This window comes from Enterobacter cloacae complex sp. BZL2005 (assembly GCF_049238885.1).
Lineage (GTDB): Bacteria > Pseudomonadota > Gammaproteobacteria > Enterobacterales > Enterobacteriaceae > Enterobacter > Enterobacter roggenkampii.
In genome coordinates this window covers 744,925-760,319 of the sequence record NZ_JBMKGI010000001.1, presented here as the reverse complement: position 1 = coordinate 760,319, position 15,395 = coordinate 744,925, and the positions used below count along the sequence as shown (strand labels likewise).

Annotated in this window: 17 protein-coding genes; 7 read left to right on the top strand and 10 right to left on the bottom strand. The window is 52.4% G+C overall.

Translation table 11 applies throughout. The features are described 5' to 3' along the window. The first annotated feature begins 55 nt into the window (after positions 1-55). The gene (mtnA, locus tag ACOTXI_RS03870; protein WP_058653571.1) at positions 56-1,072 is read left to right on the top strand and encodes an S-methyl-5-thioribose-1-phosphate isomerase; all 1,017 of its coding nucleotides are present in this window, start codon (positions 56-58) and stop codon (positions 1,070-1,072) included. A gap of 42 nt (positions 1,073-1,114) precedes the next feature. Beyond that, positions 1,115-1,594, top strand: a complete 480-nt coding sequence (locus ACOTXI_RS03865; protein ID WP_058653570.1) for an SRPBCC family protein — start codon at positions 1,115-1,117, stop codon at positions 1,592-1,594. A gap of 36 nt (positions 1,595-1,630) precedes the next feature. Here the strand turns inward: ACOTXI_RS03865 and ACOTXI_RS03860 are convergent, their stop codons facing one another. Further along, positions 1,631-1,903 carry a helix-turn-helix domain-containing protein gene (locus ACOTXI_RS03860; protein WP_023332372.1) on the bottom strand — a complete coding sequence of 91 codons (273 nt, stop codon included), beginning with the start codon at positions 1,901-1,903 and terminating at the stop codon, positions 1,631-1,633. A 106-nt stretch (positions 1,904-2,009) separates the two neighbouring features. Between ACOTXI_RS03860 and ACOTXI_RS03855 the strand changes: the two genes are divergently transcribed. Beyond that, positions 2,010-2,249: a helix-turn-helix domain-containing protein gene (locus ACOTXI_RS03855; RefSeq protein WP_058653568.1), complete on the top strand. Its 240-nt coding sequence runs from the start codon at positions 2,010-2,012 to the stop codon at positions 2,247-2,249. Between the two features lie 46 nt (positions 2,250-2,295). Here ACOTXI_RS03855 and ACOTXI_RS03850 read toward each other — a convergent pair whose 3' ends face one another. The 4 genes from ACOTXI_RS03850 to ACOTXI_RS03835 form a co-directional block, all read right to left on the bottom strand. Further along, positions 2,296-3,966, bottom strand: a complete 1,671-nt coding sequence (locus tag ACOTXI_RS03850) for a P-loop ATPase, Sll1717 family (RefSeq protein ID WP_058653566.1) — start codon at positions 3,964-3,966, stop codon at positions 2,296-2,298. Between the two features lie 179 nt (positions 3,967-4,145). Beyond that, the gene (locus ACOTXI_RS03845) at positions 4,146-4,688 is read right to left on the bottom strand and encodes a 1,2-dihydroxy-3-keto-5-methylthiopentene dioxygenase (protein ID WP_058653564.1); all 543 of its coding nucleotides are present in this window, start codon (positions 4,686-4,688) and stop codon (positions 4,146-4,148) included. Continuing rightward, the gene (gene mtnC, locus ACOTXI_RS03840) at positions 4,685-5,374 is read right to left on the bottom strand and encodes an acireductone synthase (RefSeq protein WP_008501009.1); all 690 of its coding nucleotides are present in this window, start codon (positions 5,372-5,374) and stop codon (positions 4,685-4,687) included. Before mtnC ends, ACOTXI_RS03845 begins: the two co-directional genes overlap by 4 nt. Beyond that, positions 5,371-5,985, bottom strand: a complete 615-nt coding sequence (locus ACOTXI_RS03835; RefSeq protein WP_008501010.1) for a methylthioribulose 1-phosphate dehydratase — start codon at positions 5,983-5,985, stop codon at positions 5,371-5,373. Before ACOTXI_RS03835 ends, mtnC begins: the two co-directional genes overlap by 4 nt. Positions 5,986-6,233: 248 nt before the next feature. Between ACOTXI_RS03835 and ACOTXI_RS03830 the strand changes: the two genes are divergently transcribed. Continuing rightward, positions 6,234-7,394 carry a pyridoxal phosphate-dependent aminotransferase gene (locus ACOTXI_RS03830; RefSeq protein WP_058653562.1) on the top strand — a complete coding sequence of 387 codons (1,161 nt, stop codon included), beginning with the start codon at positions 6,234-6,236 and terminating at the stop codon, positions 7,392-7,394. Here ACOTXI_RS03830 and ACOTXI_RS03825 read toward each other — a convergent pair whose 3' ends face one another. The 3 genes from ACOTXI_RS03825 to citR form a co-directional block, all read right to left on the bottom strand. Further along, positions 7,395-8,021 carry an IbrB-like domain-containing protein gene (locus ACOTXI_RS03825; protein ID WP_421633866.1) on the bottom strand — a complete coding sequence of 209 codons (627 nt, stop codon included), beginning with the start codon at positions 8,019-8,021 and terminating at the stop codon, positions 7,395-7,397. Next, a complete protein-coding gene (locus ACOTXI_RS03820; protein WP_058653560.1) occupies positions 8,006-9,229 on the bottom strand; it encodes a phosphoadenosine phosphosulfate reductase in 1,224 nt (407 codons plus the stop codon). Before ACOTXI_RS03820 ends, ACOTXI_RS03825 begins: the two co-directional genes overlap by 16 nt. Before the next feature lie 157 nt (positions 9,230-9,386). Further along, positions 9,387-10,286: a DNA-binding transcriptional repressor CitR gene (gene citR, locus ACOTXI_RS03815; protein ID WP_008501014.1), complete on the bottom strand. Its 900-nt coding sequence runs from the start codon at positions 10,284-10,286 to the stop codon at positions 9,387-9,389. Positions 10,287-10,961: 675 nt separating this feature from the next. Between citR and ahpC the strand changes: the two genes are divergently transcribed. Beyond that, complete coding sequence (gene ahpC, locus ACOTXI_RS03810; RefSeq protein ID WP_008501015.1) at positions 10,962-11,525, top strand: alkyl hydroperoxide reductase subunit C; 564 nt, start codon at positions 10,962-10,964, stop codon at positions 11,523-11,525. Positions 11,526-11,712: 187 nt separating this feature from the next. Next, the gene (ahpF, locus tag ACOTXI_RS03805) at positions 11,713-13,278 is read left to right on the top strand and encodes an alkyl hydroperoxide reductase subunit F (protein ID WP_023326894.1); all 1,566 of its coding nucleotides are present in this window, start codon (positions 11,713-11,715) and stop codon (positions 13,276-13,278) included. Between the two features lie 60 nt (positions 13,279-13,338). On the opposite strand, the gene uspG is transcribed toward ahpF, so the two are convergent. Continuing rightward, a complete protein-coding gene (gene uspG / locus ACOTXI_RS03800) occupies positions 13,339-13,767 on the bottom strand; it encodes a universal stress protein UspG (protein ID WP_008501017.1) in 429 nt (142 codons plus the stop codon). A 180-nt stretch (positions 13,768-13,947) separates the two neighbouring features. Between uspG and ACOTXI_RS03795 the strand changes: the two genes are divergently transcribed. Then, entirely contained in the window at positions 13,948-15,186 is a 1,239-nt protein-coding gene (locus ACOTXI_RS03795) for a zinc-dependent alcohol dehydrogenase (RefSeq protein WP_008501018.1), read from the top strand. 10 nt (positions 15,187-15,196) lie between these two features. Here ACOTXI_RS03795 and yldA read toward each other — a convergent pair whose 3' ends face one another. After that, positions 15,197-15,286: a small membrane protein YldA gene (yldA, locus tag ACOTXI_RS03790; protein WP_304481788.1), complete on the bottom strand. Its 90-nt coding sequence runs from the start codon at positions 15,284-15,286 to the stop codon at positions 15,197-15,199. Positions 15,287-15,395: the final 109 nt, after the last annotated feature.

The window sequence follows — 15,395 nt, the reverse complement described above, 5'->3', positions numbered from 1 at the left end:
TCTGGATTTCATCCTGACACAATGTGCTACAACAACGCAACAGGGAATTAACGACATGCAGACATTACAGACGACCAGCCTGCGGGTAGCGGATAATCAGCTCTTTATTCTCGACCAGCAGGCCCTTCCGCAGGAGAAACGCTGGCTGGATGCCTCAACGGTAGAGGCGCTGGTGGGGCATATTCACGCCCTGCGGGTGCGCGGCGCGCCGCTGATCGGTCTCTCTGCAAGCCTGCTGCTGGCGCTGCTGGCGGAAAACGGCAAAAGCCGCGACGAGCTGGCGGTTGCGCTGGAAACCCTGCGCGCCTCCCGGCCGACGGCGGTGAACCTGATGAACAACCTGGACCGCATGAAGCGGGCGCTGTGGCAGGAAGATTTTGTTCCGGCGCTGGTGGCCGAAGCGCTGCGCCTGATTGACGAAGACAAACGACTTTGCGATGCGATTGCCAGCGCGGGCAGCCCGCTGGTGAAGCCCGGCAGCCGTCTGCTGACCCACTGCAACACCGGCGGGCTGGCAACGGCGGGCGTCGGCACCGCGCTGGGGGTGATTGCTCGCGCGCACCAGGAAGGCAACGTCAGCAACGTCTGGGTGGATGAAACCCGCCCCCTGCTGCAGGGCGGTAGATTGACCGCCTGGGAGCTGGGCGAACTGGGCGTGCCGTATCAGCTGATTACCGACTCCATGGCCGCCAGCCTGATGGCGAAAGGGCAGGTCGACGCCGTGTGGGTGGGCGCAGACCGCATTGCGGCTAACGGCGACGTGGCGAACAAAATCGGCACCTATTCCCTGGCGGTGCTGGCAAAATTCCACGGCATTCCGTTCTATGTGGCCGCGCCGCAAACGACCCTCGATCCGGACTGCCCGAACGGCGACGCGATCCCGATTGAGCAGCGCGCCGCCAGCGAGGTGACGGGCGTCGCCGGAAGCTTTGGCGCGGTGCAGTGGGCGCCGGAAAACGCGCAGGTCTATAATCCGGCGTTTGACGTGACCCCAGCCTCGCTGATTAGCGGCTGGGTGCTGGATACGGGCGTGGTCACGCCGGAAGAGGTTGCGGAAGGGAAATTTGCCTGAGTCCGGCTATCCTTTAAGGGGCTCCCTTAAGAGGACAACACCGTGACGCTCGACCCTGAAACAGACTTAAAACTGGAGCGCGTGGTGGACGCACCGCGCGACCTCCTGTGGCTCTGCTGGACCACGCCCGAACACATCAAACACTTCTTCATCCCTGCACCGCATAAGGTGATCGACTGCGACCTTGACCTCCGCGTGGGCGGGCGGTTCAACACCGTGTTTGAGGTGGACGGCCAGCGGATGGATAACCGGGGCGTGTTTCTTGAAATCGACCCGGGAAAAAAGCTGGTCTTTACCGACGGCTATACCGAAGGCTGGAAACCGGCCGAGAAGCCGTTTATGACGGCAATTTTGCTGCTGGAAGACGTCGGGGAGGGCAAAACCCGCTATACGGCGATTGCGCGCCACCCCACGAAGGAAATCCGCGAGCAGCATGAGCAGATGGGCTTCCACGAAGGGTGGGGGATAGTGCTGGATCAGCTGGTGGCGTATGTGAAGTCTCTTCGACCCCCTCTCCCTTGAGGGAGAGGGTTGGGGTGAAGGGGGAGAATTCATTGATCAAGTCGAAGATAGATTTCTTTTTTTAGTATTCCTCATCTGACGAAATATTGGCTCTCCCTTTTCATCAAAGTATCTTTCCGGCCATATCACATCGGGCGGAATGTCTAGCGCCTGTGCGATAAGCAATTCACCTTTGGGCCACGGTCGGGTAAGCGCGTTTGCCAATGTGGATGAGGAAAGGCCAGCCTTTCTGGACAACGCAGCCAGGCTTGTTCCATGTTTCTTTAGTGCGGCGATGATATCGGCAGGATGCCAGTTCTGATGACGCATTGTGTCCTCCTTACATGTGTTTGTTACGCGCTTAATTATCCTGTTTTGGGATAAAAACGCAATGAGTGGATATTCGATTTCAGGATATTTGTATGGAATCGGAACAATGGCCTCAGTCTATTCAGAAGAATACCAGCGTGTTATCAATGCGTTGAAGAAAGCTCGTAAGGAGAAGGGGATTACTCAGGCACAGCTTGCGGAAGCGCTGGGCAAACCGCAGTCGTTTATCGCTAAAGTGGAAAGCGGTGAACGCAGGTTAGACGTGGTGGAGTTTGTGCATCTGGCGAGATTACTTAGCTTAAGTAACGAAGAGGTCCTTACTATTTTACAATCTTTAAGATGTTAAAATAATGGGCGCATTATATTTATAGCGCCCTAACTCAAAAAAATCATCAATTTATCTCGTCGTCTCCATCATCTTTATTATAAATATCAGATATTGCAATTTTTATATCTAATGCTTTATGCAACATTTTATGTACTTTGATATGGCTTGCCCTCTTTATTTCAGCTTTATTTACAGGGCTGCTATCTCTGAAAGACCATTTATATGGTGTTAAAGGGCTAACTTTGAATCCTATCGCACTAATATTATATAAGCATAAAAATATCTCGTTAACAACATCAGATTCTCTTACTTCGCTATTGAGCATTTTAGATGCGATGATTGCGCATGGGTCATTAGTATTTTGAATGGCGAGTTCCGATGCTACAGATTCTATGTTATTTTTAGGAATAAGTGTTCGGGTGAATTTTTCTGGAACCTCTCTGAGAATTTCTATGGTTTCTTCGAAAGATGGATATATGTCTCCCCATTCTTCTTTTAAAGAACGCAATCTTTTTTCAGAATAAATACTTTCAGCTTTATGAATGGAATCCCAAGAGATTCGTTCTCTATTAAGTGCTATTTTAAAACATTCATTTACGAACTGTAAAACATCCCTTGGCCGATATAGTGTTCTCTCTATGATATATTCGATTGGCAACATTCCCTTACTCCCTCCTTTGGGGGAAGGGAAAAGATCGTTAATTTCGACGTTTTCTCTTGTATATTGTTTTTTGAAAACCTCTTGAATTCTCTTTGAAACTAATTCATTAAGTTGATTTGCGGTCCATTGAAGATCAAGGATATATGATTCATACTTCTCCTCTTGAAATCCAGAGCCTCGAGTAATATTGAATACAGATTTAAGAAGATCATGTCTTAAAGCAGCTATTATCTTGACGTTCTTGATACGTCTGAATACTTTTATCTCTTCAATTAATGCTCTTATGAATTTATATCGAGTGTTGTTTTCGGCCCAGTTTTCATCAAGCTGATCTATTACAATGTAATGTTTCTTTTGAAGATCGGAAAATGAATGTTCTGCAAGCATGTCGAGAACTTCATTTAATTTTTGAATTTGCATTCCACTAACAACTTCAGAAGCTCTTTTCTTTATTTCATGCTTATCTTCCTCAGATATTCTCTTAGCTGTCTCAGCATTTAATTCAATACCATGAAGTGCTGTGCCTATTTTAGCTTTAGTGTCATTTTCAAGTTTTTTTGTTATTTCTCTCAAATGTGTGTCTGTATCAATCCAAAATTTATCCCCCCATTCTCTAAAATATTCTAATGCGCGCTTCCTGATCTCATCTTTTCTTAAAAAACTCGCTAAGCTGGTAAGGAAATTTCTTGTGTCACTCTCGCTGTTTATATCATGACGTATTTTTAAAAACTCCATTATAAGTATGTGCCGCCAGAGTATCTTATAAAATAAATCTAAATTTACGTCTAGCGCTTCAAAAAAAGAAATAATATCTGAGTGTTCAAGAAAACGAATAGATATATCGTTAGGATCAAGCTTTTTGTATCTATATGCTTTGTTCATTACTTTGTGCAATAATGCACTTTTCCCTGCTCCAGTTCTTCCTACAACAATAGACGAAGTATCATTAGTATCTAGTAATTTTGACAGATATCCACTATCTACAAAGCATTCATCAAGTAATTGTGTATCGGATTCAGCATCGAGTTCGCCAATTCTTAAGTTTTGTCGTATTATTATTGGGTTTTTTGCCATGTTAATCTCTTTGGGAATAAGTAATAATCATTAACGGTAAATTTATTTTTATAGATTATTAGTAGTGTTTTTGTCTTAATGAAGTAAAGTATTTGTGATTTGCTTCTCAAATTTAAGAGTAAGATATAATTTATAAAAGTTCCTTCATCTTGAAGGAACTGTACTTGTTTATTTGGACATTATTTTAGGCGTGGATACGCATCCGCAATCGCATCCCCGGTAAACTGGGCAACCCAGCCTTCCGGGTTATCGAAAATACGAATCGCCGTAAAGTTCGGCTCTGAGCCCATATCAAACCAGTGCGGCGTGCCCGCGGGCACGGAGATAAGGTCGTTTTTCTCGCACAAGACCTGATATACCTCATCGCCGATGTGCAGGCAGAACAAGCCCGCGCCTTCCACGAAAAAGCGTACTTCGTCTTCGCCGTGGGTGTGTTCGTTCAGGAACTTCGCGCGCAGCGCGTCTTTCTGCGGATTGTCGGCGCGCAGGCTGATCACGTCCCAGCTCTGATAGCCCTTCTCTGCCACCAGTTTGTCGATCGCATGTTGATACGCCGCGATCACGGCTTCAGGGGCGGGATCGTGTCCTAAATCGCGATCCGCCGCCCAGCGTTCAAACCGCACGCCTTTCGCGTTGAGCTGTTGGGCAATCTCGGCGGCGTCGGTGCTGTGCCACTGGTGTTGACTGGCGTCTTTGTCGGAATAAATGGTCAATGCGCTCATGAAGGGATCTGCTCCGGGTTAATCTCGTCAAACTGGTGGACCTGATGGTGGTGGCTTGCGCCGTCATCATCACCGCGAATCAGCTGCAGGGTACGAAAACCTGCCTGTTCAGCCGCGTCCAGCTCCTGATGAATATCGGAGAGGAACAGGATCTGCGACGGGGCGATGCCCGTTTGTGCCGCAATGTTCTGATAAGACTGCACCTCGCGCTTGGCGCCGATATGGGTGTCGAAATAGCCGCTGAACAGATGAGTAATATCACCTTCGTCGCTGTAGCCAAATAACAGTTTCTGCGCGGCGACGGAGCCAGAGGAATAAACATAGAGATCAATCCCTTGCGCTTTCCATTTTTCCAGCGCCGGGAGCACGTCCGGGTAGAGATGGCCGGTAAAGTCGCCGTTAACGTAGCCGTCGTGCCAGATGATCCCCTGCAGCGCTTTAAGCGCCGTGGATTTACGGTCTTCATCCATAAAGGCAAACAGGGCGTCGATAAGTTCGCTGACGCTGGCGTGTGGGTTAGCGATTTCATCACGCAGGTTGTCCAGAATGGATTTGACCGGCTCGGCGTACTGCTGCGCGGTCACGAAGGCCGCCAGTCGCTCACGCGCGTAGGGGAACAAAACATCATGGACAAAACGAATATCGCTGGTGGTCCCTTCAATATCCGTCACAATCGCGCGAATCATACTCTCTCCAGTTGTCGTAAACGCATTTCGCATTCAAATAAGAACTCTAATCCTTCCAGATGACGCCGGGCTTCGGCCACGTCGCGTCCCCAGCAGGTTAAGCCATGACCGCGCAGAAGAAAACCATAATTAAGCGGCCGTTCCTGGGCGTAATGAGCGATTCGTGAGGCGAGGGCGTCGATATCCTGGTCGTTATCAAAGACCGGGATTGCCACCGTATCCAGATGCGTGGTTTGTCCGGTGAGGGATTTTTGCATCTCAAAGCCGCTGATGGTGAGCTCGGCCTCTTTGACCAGACGCGATAGCACCGTGGCGTTAACCGTGTGAACGTGCAGCACGGCGTTGGCTTCCGGGAACAGGCGATAAATCAGCGTGTGCAGACCGGTCTCCGCCGACGGTTTGCGACCGGACGGCGCGCGGTTGGTGGCGATCTCCACCTGCAGAAAGTCATCGGTTGTGAGGCTACCTTTGTCCTTGCCGGATTCGCTGAGCCAGCAGAGATGTTCGTCCTGACGCACCGACATGTTACCGCCGGTAGCGGGCGCCCAGCCTTTGGCACCGATCCAGCGGCAGGCGTCGACCAGATGCGTGAGTTGCAGGTTGTCTGTCATTTTCCTTTTACCCTCTCGGCCAGGAATATTCATATGGTTTATACCCGTCATACTTCAAGTTGCAGGTGCGTTGGCTGCACTCACTCACCCCAGTCACGTACTTATGTACGCTCCCGGGGATTCGTTCCCTTGCCGCCTTCCTGTAACTCGAATTATTTAGGGTATAGACGTCTAAGCGTCTTGATTGCCAAAGACTAACATCGTGTTATAGTGGCAGCAACATAAGTATTAAAAGCAGGCACAACAAAATGAGCAATAACGCATTGATCCCGCAGAGTAAACTTCCCGGTCTCGGTACCACCATCTTTACGCAGATGAGCGCCCTGGCGCAGCAGCACAACGCCATTAACCTTTCGCAAGGGTTTCCGGATTTTGACGGGCCAGGCTATTTGCAGGAGCGCCTGGCGTACCACGTTGCGCAGGGGGCGAACCAGTATGCGCCGATGACCGGCGTGCAGGCGCTGCGGGAGGCCATTGCGGATAAAACGGCGGAGCTGTATGGCCATAAGCCCGATGCGAACAGCGATATCACGGTGACGGCAGGGGCGACCGAAGCGCTGTACGCGGCCATCACCGCGCTGGTGCGCGCGGGGGATGAAGTCATCTGCTTTGATCCGAGCTACGACAGCTATGCGCCTGCGGTTGAACTCTCCGGCGGCGTGGTGAAACGTGTGGCGCTCCAGCCGCCGCATTTCCGGCCTGACTGGCAGGCGTTTGCTGCGCTGCTGAGTGACAAAACCCGTCTGGTGATCCTGAATACGCCGCATAACCCGTCGGCGACGGTGTGGCAAAAAGCCGATTTTGCCGCGCTGTGGCAGGCTATCGCCGAACGGGAAATTTACGTCCTGAGCGATGAAGTCTACGAGCACATCTGCTTTGCTGAGGAAGGGCATGCCAGCGTGCTGGCCCATCCGCAGCTTCGCGAGCGTGCTATCGCCGTCTCTTCGTTTGGTAAGACCTACCATATGACCGGCTGGAAGGTAGGGTACTGCGTGGCCCCGGCGGCCATCAGCGCTGAGCTGCGCAAAGTGCATCAGTACCTGACGTTTGCCGTGAACACGCCGGCTCAGCTGGCGCTGGCGGATATGCTGCGCGCGGAACCCGCGCATTACCGCGAGCTGCCGCACTTCTATCGTGAACGTCGGGATCTGTTTGTGGCGGCGCTGAGCCAAAGCCGCCTGGAAATTTTGCCGTCTGAAGGAACCTATTTCCTGCTCGCCGACTACAGCGCGATTTCCGATCTGGACGACGTTAGCTTTTGCCAGTGGCTGACGAAAGAGGTCGGCGTGGCCGCCATTCCATTGTCGGTGTTCTGCGCCGATCCCTTCCCGCACAAGCTGATCCGCCTGTGCTTTGCGAAGCAGGAATCGACGCTGCTGGCGGCGGCGGAGCGTTTGAACACGCTCTGATTATTTCACCGTCCACGCTTCTGAGTAACGGCGGTCTGCAAACAGCTCCAGCAGACCGTTGATTTGCTTGAGGCGCAGCACCTCATCGCTGTCCATGCCCAGCTCTTTGCCTATTCGCTCATCGTTCCAGCCGAGCTGTGCCAGTTCGCGCACGATATCTGACATGGCGTTGATTTGATGCCGACCCCGCGCCCGATTGTGGCGAGTCGTGGCGGCCATACGGTCATGTTTATCCTGCCGGTGCTGGCGCAGGCAGGTGACGGGGAGATATCCCCTGAGCTGACGCTTTAACGCCGCCCGACTTTTGCCGATTTCGTGGCGATGAAAGCCATCCACAATTTCGTAGTGATGGGCTTCACTTTCCGTCACAACAATAGGTTGGGTGAATCCATCGAGTTCGAGCGACTTGCTGAGCAGCCGTTTTTCCGGAGGGGCAACGTTATTGGGGTTGTAGTCGTTAGCGATAATCGCGTCCTGTTTGATCCAGAGAACGCAGTCTATCGGTTGCTCGCGAAAAGGGCTGTTTTTATGGATCGCTTCGCGAAAGGCATTGATGGCAGTAATCCGATCCTCCTCGCAAAGTGACTGAAGGTACGTTTCGATCTCGGTAATTATTCTTTGTCGCATAAAATGCCCCACTCCTTGCGCTTCGCCTTCACTCGTTCGCTGTAGCGCTGATAATGTTTAGGTTTATTCGGGCTGAACGACAGCGCCCTGCACCAGTAGTCATTATTAAGTAATACCTTACAAATACGGCGCCATGAGGGGATGTCTTTGGCGCCGATATCGCCGTCCTGCGTCTCGGGGATATCCGGCATGCCTCTCTTCTGATACCAGTGCAGATAGATCGCGATTTTATTGCGGTAATGCTCAGCCGTGTTTTGCGGCATGCTGTTCAGCAGGAGCATGGCGTAGTCGCGCCAGCCGAGGTGATCGGGTTTGAGGATTTTCCGGTGGCCATAAAAGTGGTTGTTCTGCCCGGCGTAGAAGCCGCCGCTGCGCACGCCGCTGACGCGCTCGCACATGGCGGCCCAGCGCTCGGGCTCGAGAACGTGATAGAGCCACAGTCCCTGGCGCTGTTCCGGGCCGAAGGGCTCGCAGATGCGCATATAGCGCGGCGGGACGCCCGCCTGAAACATGAGGTTGTAGAGCGGGTTATAGCTGCTTCCAGATTTTGCAAACCATGTCCAGATGTCTGCGGTTTTCCAGTCGTAAAGAGGATAGACGTACCACGCGTGCCCGCCGGGCGCGGTGGTTGTCCAGGGCTTATCGTCCGCGAAGCGATGCTTACGGTTGTTGGCGATGGTCAAAAATCGGTTGTAGGATTCATCGGCGCGAATGCCCACCAGCATGGCTGCCGGACGGTGCAGGGCAAACCAGTCGGAAAACGAGCGGACAAAGGCTTCAAAGGTCATTCCCGTCTGGTAAAAATCAAAATAATCCGCAGCGGTGATGGCGCCTTCCGGTGGCTGGCGCACCCAGCGCACGTCCGGCGCCCAGCATTGCCATTCAGGCTGATACTGTGAGAGGGAATTTTGCGTGGTTAGCGGAAGCGCCACCCAGTAAAAGTGCTCGATGACGTCCCGGTAGCCTTCGCGCAGCGCATTAACGTGCTCAATGGTGCAGGAGAACTGTGCTTCCCAGTCAATAAAAAGCACGCTGATTTTTCGTTTTTGCGCCCGGGCCATTTGCGCGGTGAGATGCACCATGACGGTAGAGTCTTTGCCGCCGGAGAAGGAGACGCAGATGCGGGAAAAGGTGGCGAACGTCCAGGCGATGCGCTCCTGCGCGGCCTCCAGCACGTTAAGCTGCAGGGGATATTTATACAGTGACATGTTCAATCTCTTCCTGAGTATGACTGTCGGGGGCTTTTATTTACGCTGATTAACCATGAATAGTAAAGATATTAAGGAGAAACCGGAAGAATAAGATCTTCCATTAAAGGATTTGTTGCCCGAATGTAATTAAAAAGTATTCAGGCGATATCGCAAGTTATTCCACTTCGATTTTTTCAATGAATTGCGTAAACACGCTGCTGTTTAACGCCGAGCGATTGTAAAGCATGTAAACATCTACTTGAGGAATCGCAAAAGGCAAGGAAATGCTCTTCAGGTTGAGATGGTCTTTATATCGTTCAAACAATATTGTTGGTACAAAGCCTATTAAATCACTCACGCCAATAATATTCATAATCGAAAGCAGTGAGTCACTGCGGAAACAGACGTTGCGTTCCGGAAGGAGAATGTTTGACTGCAGCTGGAACTCTTTTATGCCATTCTCCTGACTGCGCATCAGCGTGAATTTTTCCTGGCTGAGTTCCTCAATCGTTGCGCTATCGCCGAGGCGGGGGTGATCTTTGCTGCACGCCAACAGCATTGCTAACTTCATAAAGCGGGTACAGACGATAGAGCGACTGTTAACGGGAGCAAAGCTAAACACCAGGTCGGCCTTGCGGTAGGCGAGCAAATCCTCGGCTGACTCAGGAGATAAGAGCACATCATTATGTTCTATGTCGTAATTTTCGTCTGCAAGCAGAGAGCTTAGCAGGCTGCCGAAGCGCCCATGGGCCACAATCTGCGGGCAGTAGATGACAAAGCTCTTTTTGATCTGCGCGTTATTCAGGATATTAATGGTTTGCTCAATGCTATTAAGGTTTTCTTCCAGATGGTGATGCAAATTGATCCCCACCGTCGTCGGGGTAATGCCTTTACCCGAACGAATAAAAAGCGGGTCATTCAGTTGCGCGCGCAGGCGTTGCAGGGACTGGCTCACTGCTGAGGGCGTGATATAGAGTGTTTCCGCTGCCTTGCTAATGCTAAGGTGCTGATAAATGCACTCAAAAATGACTAACAGATTAAGATCGAATTTTTTAAGGTCGTAAAGATTTGCCATAAATCATCCTGAGTGTGTTGTTGTCATCACATTACTGATAACTATAGTTCGAAGTTAATCATTTACAATCCTTGTGATTAACCTACTTAATTTGTTTTAAATACGAGCTTAATATATCACGAGGCTGGATTATTGAAATAGAACTTCAGCCGTTATTAAGATATTTTTATCTTTAAAACTTGCGGCGTTGTTCTCAAATAACCATTATTGGTTATACATTCGCTGTGACTCATTATTGTCACTTTCGTTCTGGCCACCAGGCAGACCACTTATTGCAACTCATTCTCATTATTAAGCCTCTCGTTGAGTCAGGCAGACGCGGAGGCTATTCGGTAAAACCTATCACAGCCATAGGGCGGAATGCCGGCGTGACGCATTGCCCAAACTGAAAACCGGTGCTGTAATCAAACCGCTGTTACGGCCTGAAATAAGGTATGTAGAGCGCAACGCAACGCCAGCCCAGGCTGGCACTGAAAGTTCCTGTGGAAAGTTCAGGTATCAGGGCCGCCCACCAGGGCGGCCTTTTTACGTTCAGGCTTTCCGTTAGTTCCGTTCACAAGGTTGTCTTGTTGGCATTGTAAGGTTTGGCTGATTGATTTGATAAAGCATACGCATTAGCCCCGATGGATAAAGTTGGTTACCTTACATCTCAACGAAAACACGGAGGAAGTACAGATGTCTTTGATTAACACTAAAATTAAACCTTTCAAAAACCAGGCGTTCAAAAACGGTGAGTTCATCGAAGTAACCGAGAAAGATACCGAAGGTCGCTGGAGCGTCTTCTTCTTCTATCCGGCTGACTTCACCTTCGTTTGCCCGACCGAACTGGGCGACGTGGCTGACCATTACGACGAACTGCAGAAGCTGGGCGTAGACGTTTACTCTGTGTCTACCGATACCCACTTCACCCACAAAGCATGGCACAGCAGCTCTGAAACCATCGCCAAAATCAAATACGCGATGATCGGTGACCCGACTGGCGCCCTGACCCGTAACTTCGACAACATGCGTGAAGATGAAGGCCTGGCTGACCGTGCGACCTTCGTTGTTGACCCGCAGGGCATTATCCAGGCTATCGAAGTTACCGCTGAAGGTATCGGCCGTGATGCGTCTGACCTGCTGCGTAAAGTAAAAGCAGCGCAGTATGTCGCTTCTCACCCAGGCGAAGTGTGCCCGGCTAAATGGAAAGAAGGCGAAGCAACGCTGGCGCCATCTTTAGACCTGGTCGGCAAGATCTAAGTCTGTAAAGCCTGGCGGCGCTGCGTTTGCACGGGCCTACAGTATCGTAGGCCGGGTAAACGACGTGCCACCCGGCAATCAATGGGCGCACCCGCGCCCATTTCATTCCAGCACCATGATGCAAGTTGCATTCAGGCCGCCCGTATAAGGCAGCTTGCATGATGACGTTTTAAGAGAGGGAAGAACCATGCTCGACACCACGATGAAAACCCAGCTCAAGGCCTACCTTGAGAAACTGACCAAACCCGTTGAGCTGATTGCCACGCTGGACGACAGCGCGAAATCGGCAGAGATCAAGGAACTGCTGGCAGAGATCGCTGAACTGTCACCAAAAGTGACCTTCAAAGAGGATAACTCGCTTAACGTCCGTAAGCCGTCTTTCCTGATCACTAACCCAGGCTCTGAGCTGGGGCCGCGTTTTGCCGGCTCACCGCTGGGGCACGAGTTTACCTCGCTGGTGCTGGCGCTGCTGTGGACCGGCGGTCATCCGTCGAAAGAGGCGCAGGCGCTGCTGGAGCAGATCCGCGATATCGACGGTGATTTTGAGTTTGAAACCTATTACTCGCTCTCCTGCCACAACTGTCCTGACGTGGTGCAGGCGCTGAACCTGATGTCGGTCCTCAACCCGCGCATCAAACACACGGCAATTGATGGCGGTACCTTCCAGAATGAAATCACCGATCGCAACGTGATGGGCGTTCCGGCGGTATATCTGAACGGTCAGGAATTCGGCCAGGGCCGTATGACGCTGACGGAAATCGTCGCCAAAGTGGATACCGGTGCCGAAAAACGTGCCGCAGAAGCGCTGAACAAACGCGATGCTTACGACGTGCTGATTGTCGGTTCCGGCCCTGCGGGTGCGGCGGCGGCAGTGTACTCCGCACGTAAAGGGATCCGTACCGGTCTGATGGGCGAACGTTTTGGTGGCCAGGTACTGGATACCGTGGACATTGAAAACTATATCTCCGTGCCGAAAACCGAAGGCCAGAAGCTGGCCGGCGCGCTGAAGGCGCACGTCAGCGACTATGACGTAGACGTGATCGACAGCCAGAGCGCCAGCAGGCTGGTACCTGCTGCGGTTGAGGGTGGTTTACACCAGATTGAAACCGCCTCCGGCGCGGTGCTGAAAGCGCGCAGCATCATCATTGCCACCGGTGCGAAATGGCGCAACATGAACGTGCCGGGCGAAGATCAGTATCGCACCAAAGGCGTGACCTACTGCCCGCACTGCGACGGCCCGCTGTTTAAAGGTAAGCGCGTGGCGGTGATCGGCGGCGGTAACTCCGGCGTGGAAGCGGCGATCGACCTGGCGGGGATTGTTGAACACGTAACCCTGCTGGAGTTCGCGCCAGACATGAAGGCCGACCAGGTTCTGCAGGATAAAGTGCGCAGCCTGAAAAACGTCGACATCGTGCTGAACGCGCAGACCACGGAAGTGAAGGGCGACGGCAGCAAGGTCACTGGTCTGGAATACCGCGACCGCGTGAGCGGCGACGTGCACAGCGTGCAGCTTTCAGGGATCTTCGTGCAGATTGGTCTGCTGCCAAACACCACCTGGCTGGAAGGGGCGATTGAGCGCAACCGCATGGGCGAAATCATCATCGATGCCAAGTGTGAAACCAGCGTGAAAGGCGTGTTTGCGGCCGGTGACTGCACCACCGTGCCGTACAAACAGATTATTATCGCCACGGGCGAAGGGGCGAAGGCGTCTCTGAGCGCGTTTGACTACCTGATCCGCACCAAAACCGCATAAGAAAAGAAAGTAAGGCTACACCTGCAATAGCGAGAGGCCACCGAAAGGTGGCCTCTTTTTTTATCTGACGACCATCACCGGTATATGGGTGTGGCGGATGACGCTGGAGGCGTTAGAGCCCAGCAGATGCGTGGTAATGGACGGGTTACGCGAACCGATAACCACCACGTCTGCCTTCAGTTCGGTCGCCAGCTCATTGACCGCATCGCGTACGCTGCCGAATCTGACGTGCGTTTTGATCCGTGAAGGGTCGATGCTGAAGTGGCTGACCATGGTTTGCAGGCGATTTTCCGCTTCGTGCTGCAAATGTTCCTCGAAGCGACGCACATCGGCGGCAAAGCGGTGCAGGCTCAGGCTGGCGGAGCCTGGCAGCACGTGTAGCAGATGGATGACACCGTCCTGCTGCGCCAGAAACTCCGCGTGGCGTACGGCCTTGTCGCTCAGCTCCATTTCAAAAACATCAACCGGCATAATGATTCTCTGATACATACCCGTTTCTCCTTGTTTATAAACGCTGTACTCATTCAACCACAAAATAGTCATGGTTTCTGTAAGCGCTCCGTCAGTTTTCTTATCTTGCCAGGATAAATCTCAAAAGACCCGTATTCACAGGCAGACCTTCAGGGGTAGCTACCCTTATACACTTACCCGGAACCTTTCGGAGGTCGCATGAAAGCACTTACGTATCACGGTCCACACCATGTTCGCGTCGAGAATGTCCCCGACCCCATCATCGAACAGCCCGACGATATTATTCTGCGCGTCACGGCCACGGCTATCTGCGGCTCCGATTTGCATCTCTACCGCGGAAAGATCCCGAAGGTGCAGCACGGCGATATTTTTGGCCATGAGTTTATGGGGGAAATCGTCGAGTGCGGCGCAGAGGTGAAGAATTTGCAAAAGGGCGATCGCGTGGTGATCCCCTTTGTTATCGCCTGCGGGGACTGTTTCTTCTGTCGCCTCCAGCAGTATGCGGCCTGTGAGAATACCAACGCCGGGCAGGGTGCCGCACTGAACAAAAAGCAAATTCCCGCGCCTGCGGCGCTGTTTGGCTATAGCCACCTCTACGGCGGCGTGCCGGGCGGGCAGGCGGAATACGTTCGCGTGCCGAAGGGTAACGTCGGACCGTTTAAAGTCCCGCAGCTTCTTTCTGATGATAAAGCGCTGTTCCTGTCCGACATTTTGCCCACGGCCTGGCAGGCGGCAAAAAATGCGCAGATTGAAAAAGGCTCAAGCGTAGCCGTTTTCGGCGCCGGGCCGGTGGGGCTACTGACCATTGCCTGTGCGCGGCTGCTGGGGGCTGAGCAGATCTTTGTTATCGATCACCATCCCTACCGGTTGCGATTTGCCGAGGCGCGCTATGGCGCTATCCCCATCAACTTTGATGATGACAACGACGCGGCGGAAAAAATCATCGAGCAGACCGCGGGCCAGCGCGGCGTTGACGCCGTCATTGATGCAGTCGGGTTTGAAGCGAAAGGCAGCACCACGGAAACGATCCTCAGCAATCTTAAAATCGAAGGCAGCAGCGGCAAAGCGTTGCGTCAGTGCATTGCTGCCGTGCGTCGCGGCGGGGTGGTCAGCGTACCCGGCGTATACGCAGGGTTTATCCATGGCTTCCTGTTTGGCGATGCCTTTGATAAGGGGCTGACGTTTAAGATGGGCCAGACGCACGTCCATGCCTGGCTGGGTGAACTGTTACCGCTGATCGAAAAAGGGCTGCTTACGCCGGAAGAGATCGTGACCCATTATCTCCCCCTTGCGGATGCGGAACGCGCCTATAAGATTTTCGAAAAACGGGAGGAGGAGTGCCGGAAGGTGATTCTGGTTCCGGGCGCAGAGACCCCCGAAGCCGCAGAGCAGACCGTTAAAGGGCTGGTGAATGCCTTCCCGGGCGGGGTTGCCTGAGAATGTTCGCTTACCAGTGGCGTTCAAGATAGAGCACGGCCGTGACGATAATCGCCACAAAAATCAGAAAGATAAGTGCGATAACGCCTATCTCACTCATGACCGTCCCCGCGGCACCAAAACAGGTTAAGCGTGGATTAAGGCCATTTTGCGCGGTATAGGAAAATTGGGTGAATTTGCGGAAAGAGGATGCGGCTGCATCCTCTGTG

Excerpts from the sequence above, each read along its gene's own strand:
- ACOTXI_RS03850 (WP_058653566.1), bottom strand. The coding sequence starts at position 3,966 with ATGGCAAAAAACCCAATAATAATACGACAAAACTTAAGAATTGGCGAA.
- ACOTXI_RS03825 (WP_421633866.1), bottom strand. The coding sequence starts at position 8,021 with ATGCGACAAAGAATAATTACCGAGATCGAAACGTACCTTCAGTCACTT.
- ACOTXI_RS03795 (WP_008501018.1), top strand. The coding sequence starts at position 13,948 with ATGAAAGCACTTACGTATCACGGTCCACACCATGTTCGCGTCGAGAAT.
- ahpC (WP_008501015.1), top strand. The coding sequence starts at position 10,962 with ATGTCTTTGATTAACACTAAAATTAAACCTTTCAAAAACCAGGCGTTC.
- ACOTXI_RS03820 (WP_058653560.1), bottom strand. The coding sequence starts at position 9,229 with ATGTCACTGTATAAATATCCCCTGCAGCTTAACGTGCTGGAGGCCGCG.
- ACOTXI_RS03855 (WP_058653568.1), top strand. The coding sequence starts at position 2,010 with ATGGCCTCAGTCTATTCAGAAGAATACCAGCGTGTTATCAATGCGTTG.
- mtnC (WP_008501009.1), bottom strand. The coding sequence starts at position 5,374 with ATGATTCGCGCGATTGTGACGGATATTGAAGGGACCACCAGCGATATT.
- ACOTXI_RS03860 (WP_023332372.1), bottom strand. The coding sequence starts at position 1,903 with ATGCGTCATCAGAACTGGCATCCTGCCGATATCATCGCCGCACTAAAG.
- ahpF (WP_023326894.1), top strand. The coding sequence starts at position 11,713 with ATGCTCGACACCACGATGAAAACCCAGCTCAAGGCCTACCTTGAGAAA.
- ACOTXI_RS03835 (WP_008501010.1), bottom strand. The coding sequence starts at position 5,985 with ATGACAGACAACCTGCAACTCACGCATCTGGTCGACGCCTGCCGCTGG.
- mtnA (WP_058653571.1), top strand. The coding sequence starts at position 56 with ATGCAGACATTACAGACGACCAGCCTGCGGGTAGCGGATAATCAGCTC.
- ACOTXI_RS03845 (WP_058653564.1), bottom strand. The coding sequence starts at position 4,688 with ATGAGCGCATTGACCATTTATTCCGACAAAGACGCCAGTCAACACCAG.
- ACOTXI_RS03830 (WP_058653562.1), top strand. The coding sequence starts at position 6,234 with ATGAGCAATAACGCATTGATCCCGCAGAGTAAACTTCCCGGTCTCGGT.
- citR (WP_008501014.1), bottom strand. The coding sequence starts at position 10,286 with ATGGCAAATCTTTACGACCTTAAAAAATTCGATCTTAATCTGTTAGTC.
- yldA (WP_304481788.1), bottom strand. The coding sequence starts at position 15,286 with ATGAGTGAGATAGGCGTTATCGCACTTATCTTTCTGATTTTTGTGGCG.
- uspG (WP_008501017.1), bottom strand. The coding sequence starts at position 13,767 with ATGTATCAGAGAATCATTATGCCGGTTGATGTTTTTGAAATGGAGCTG.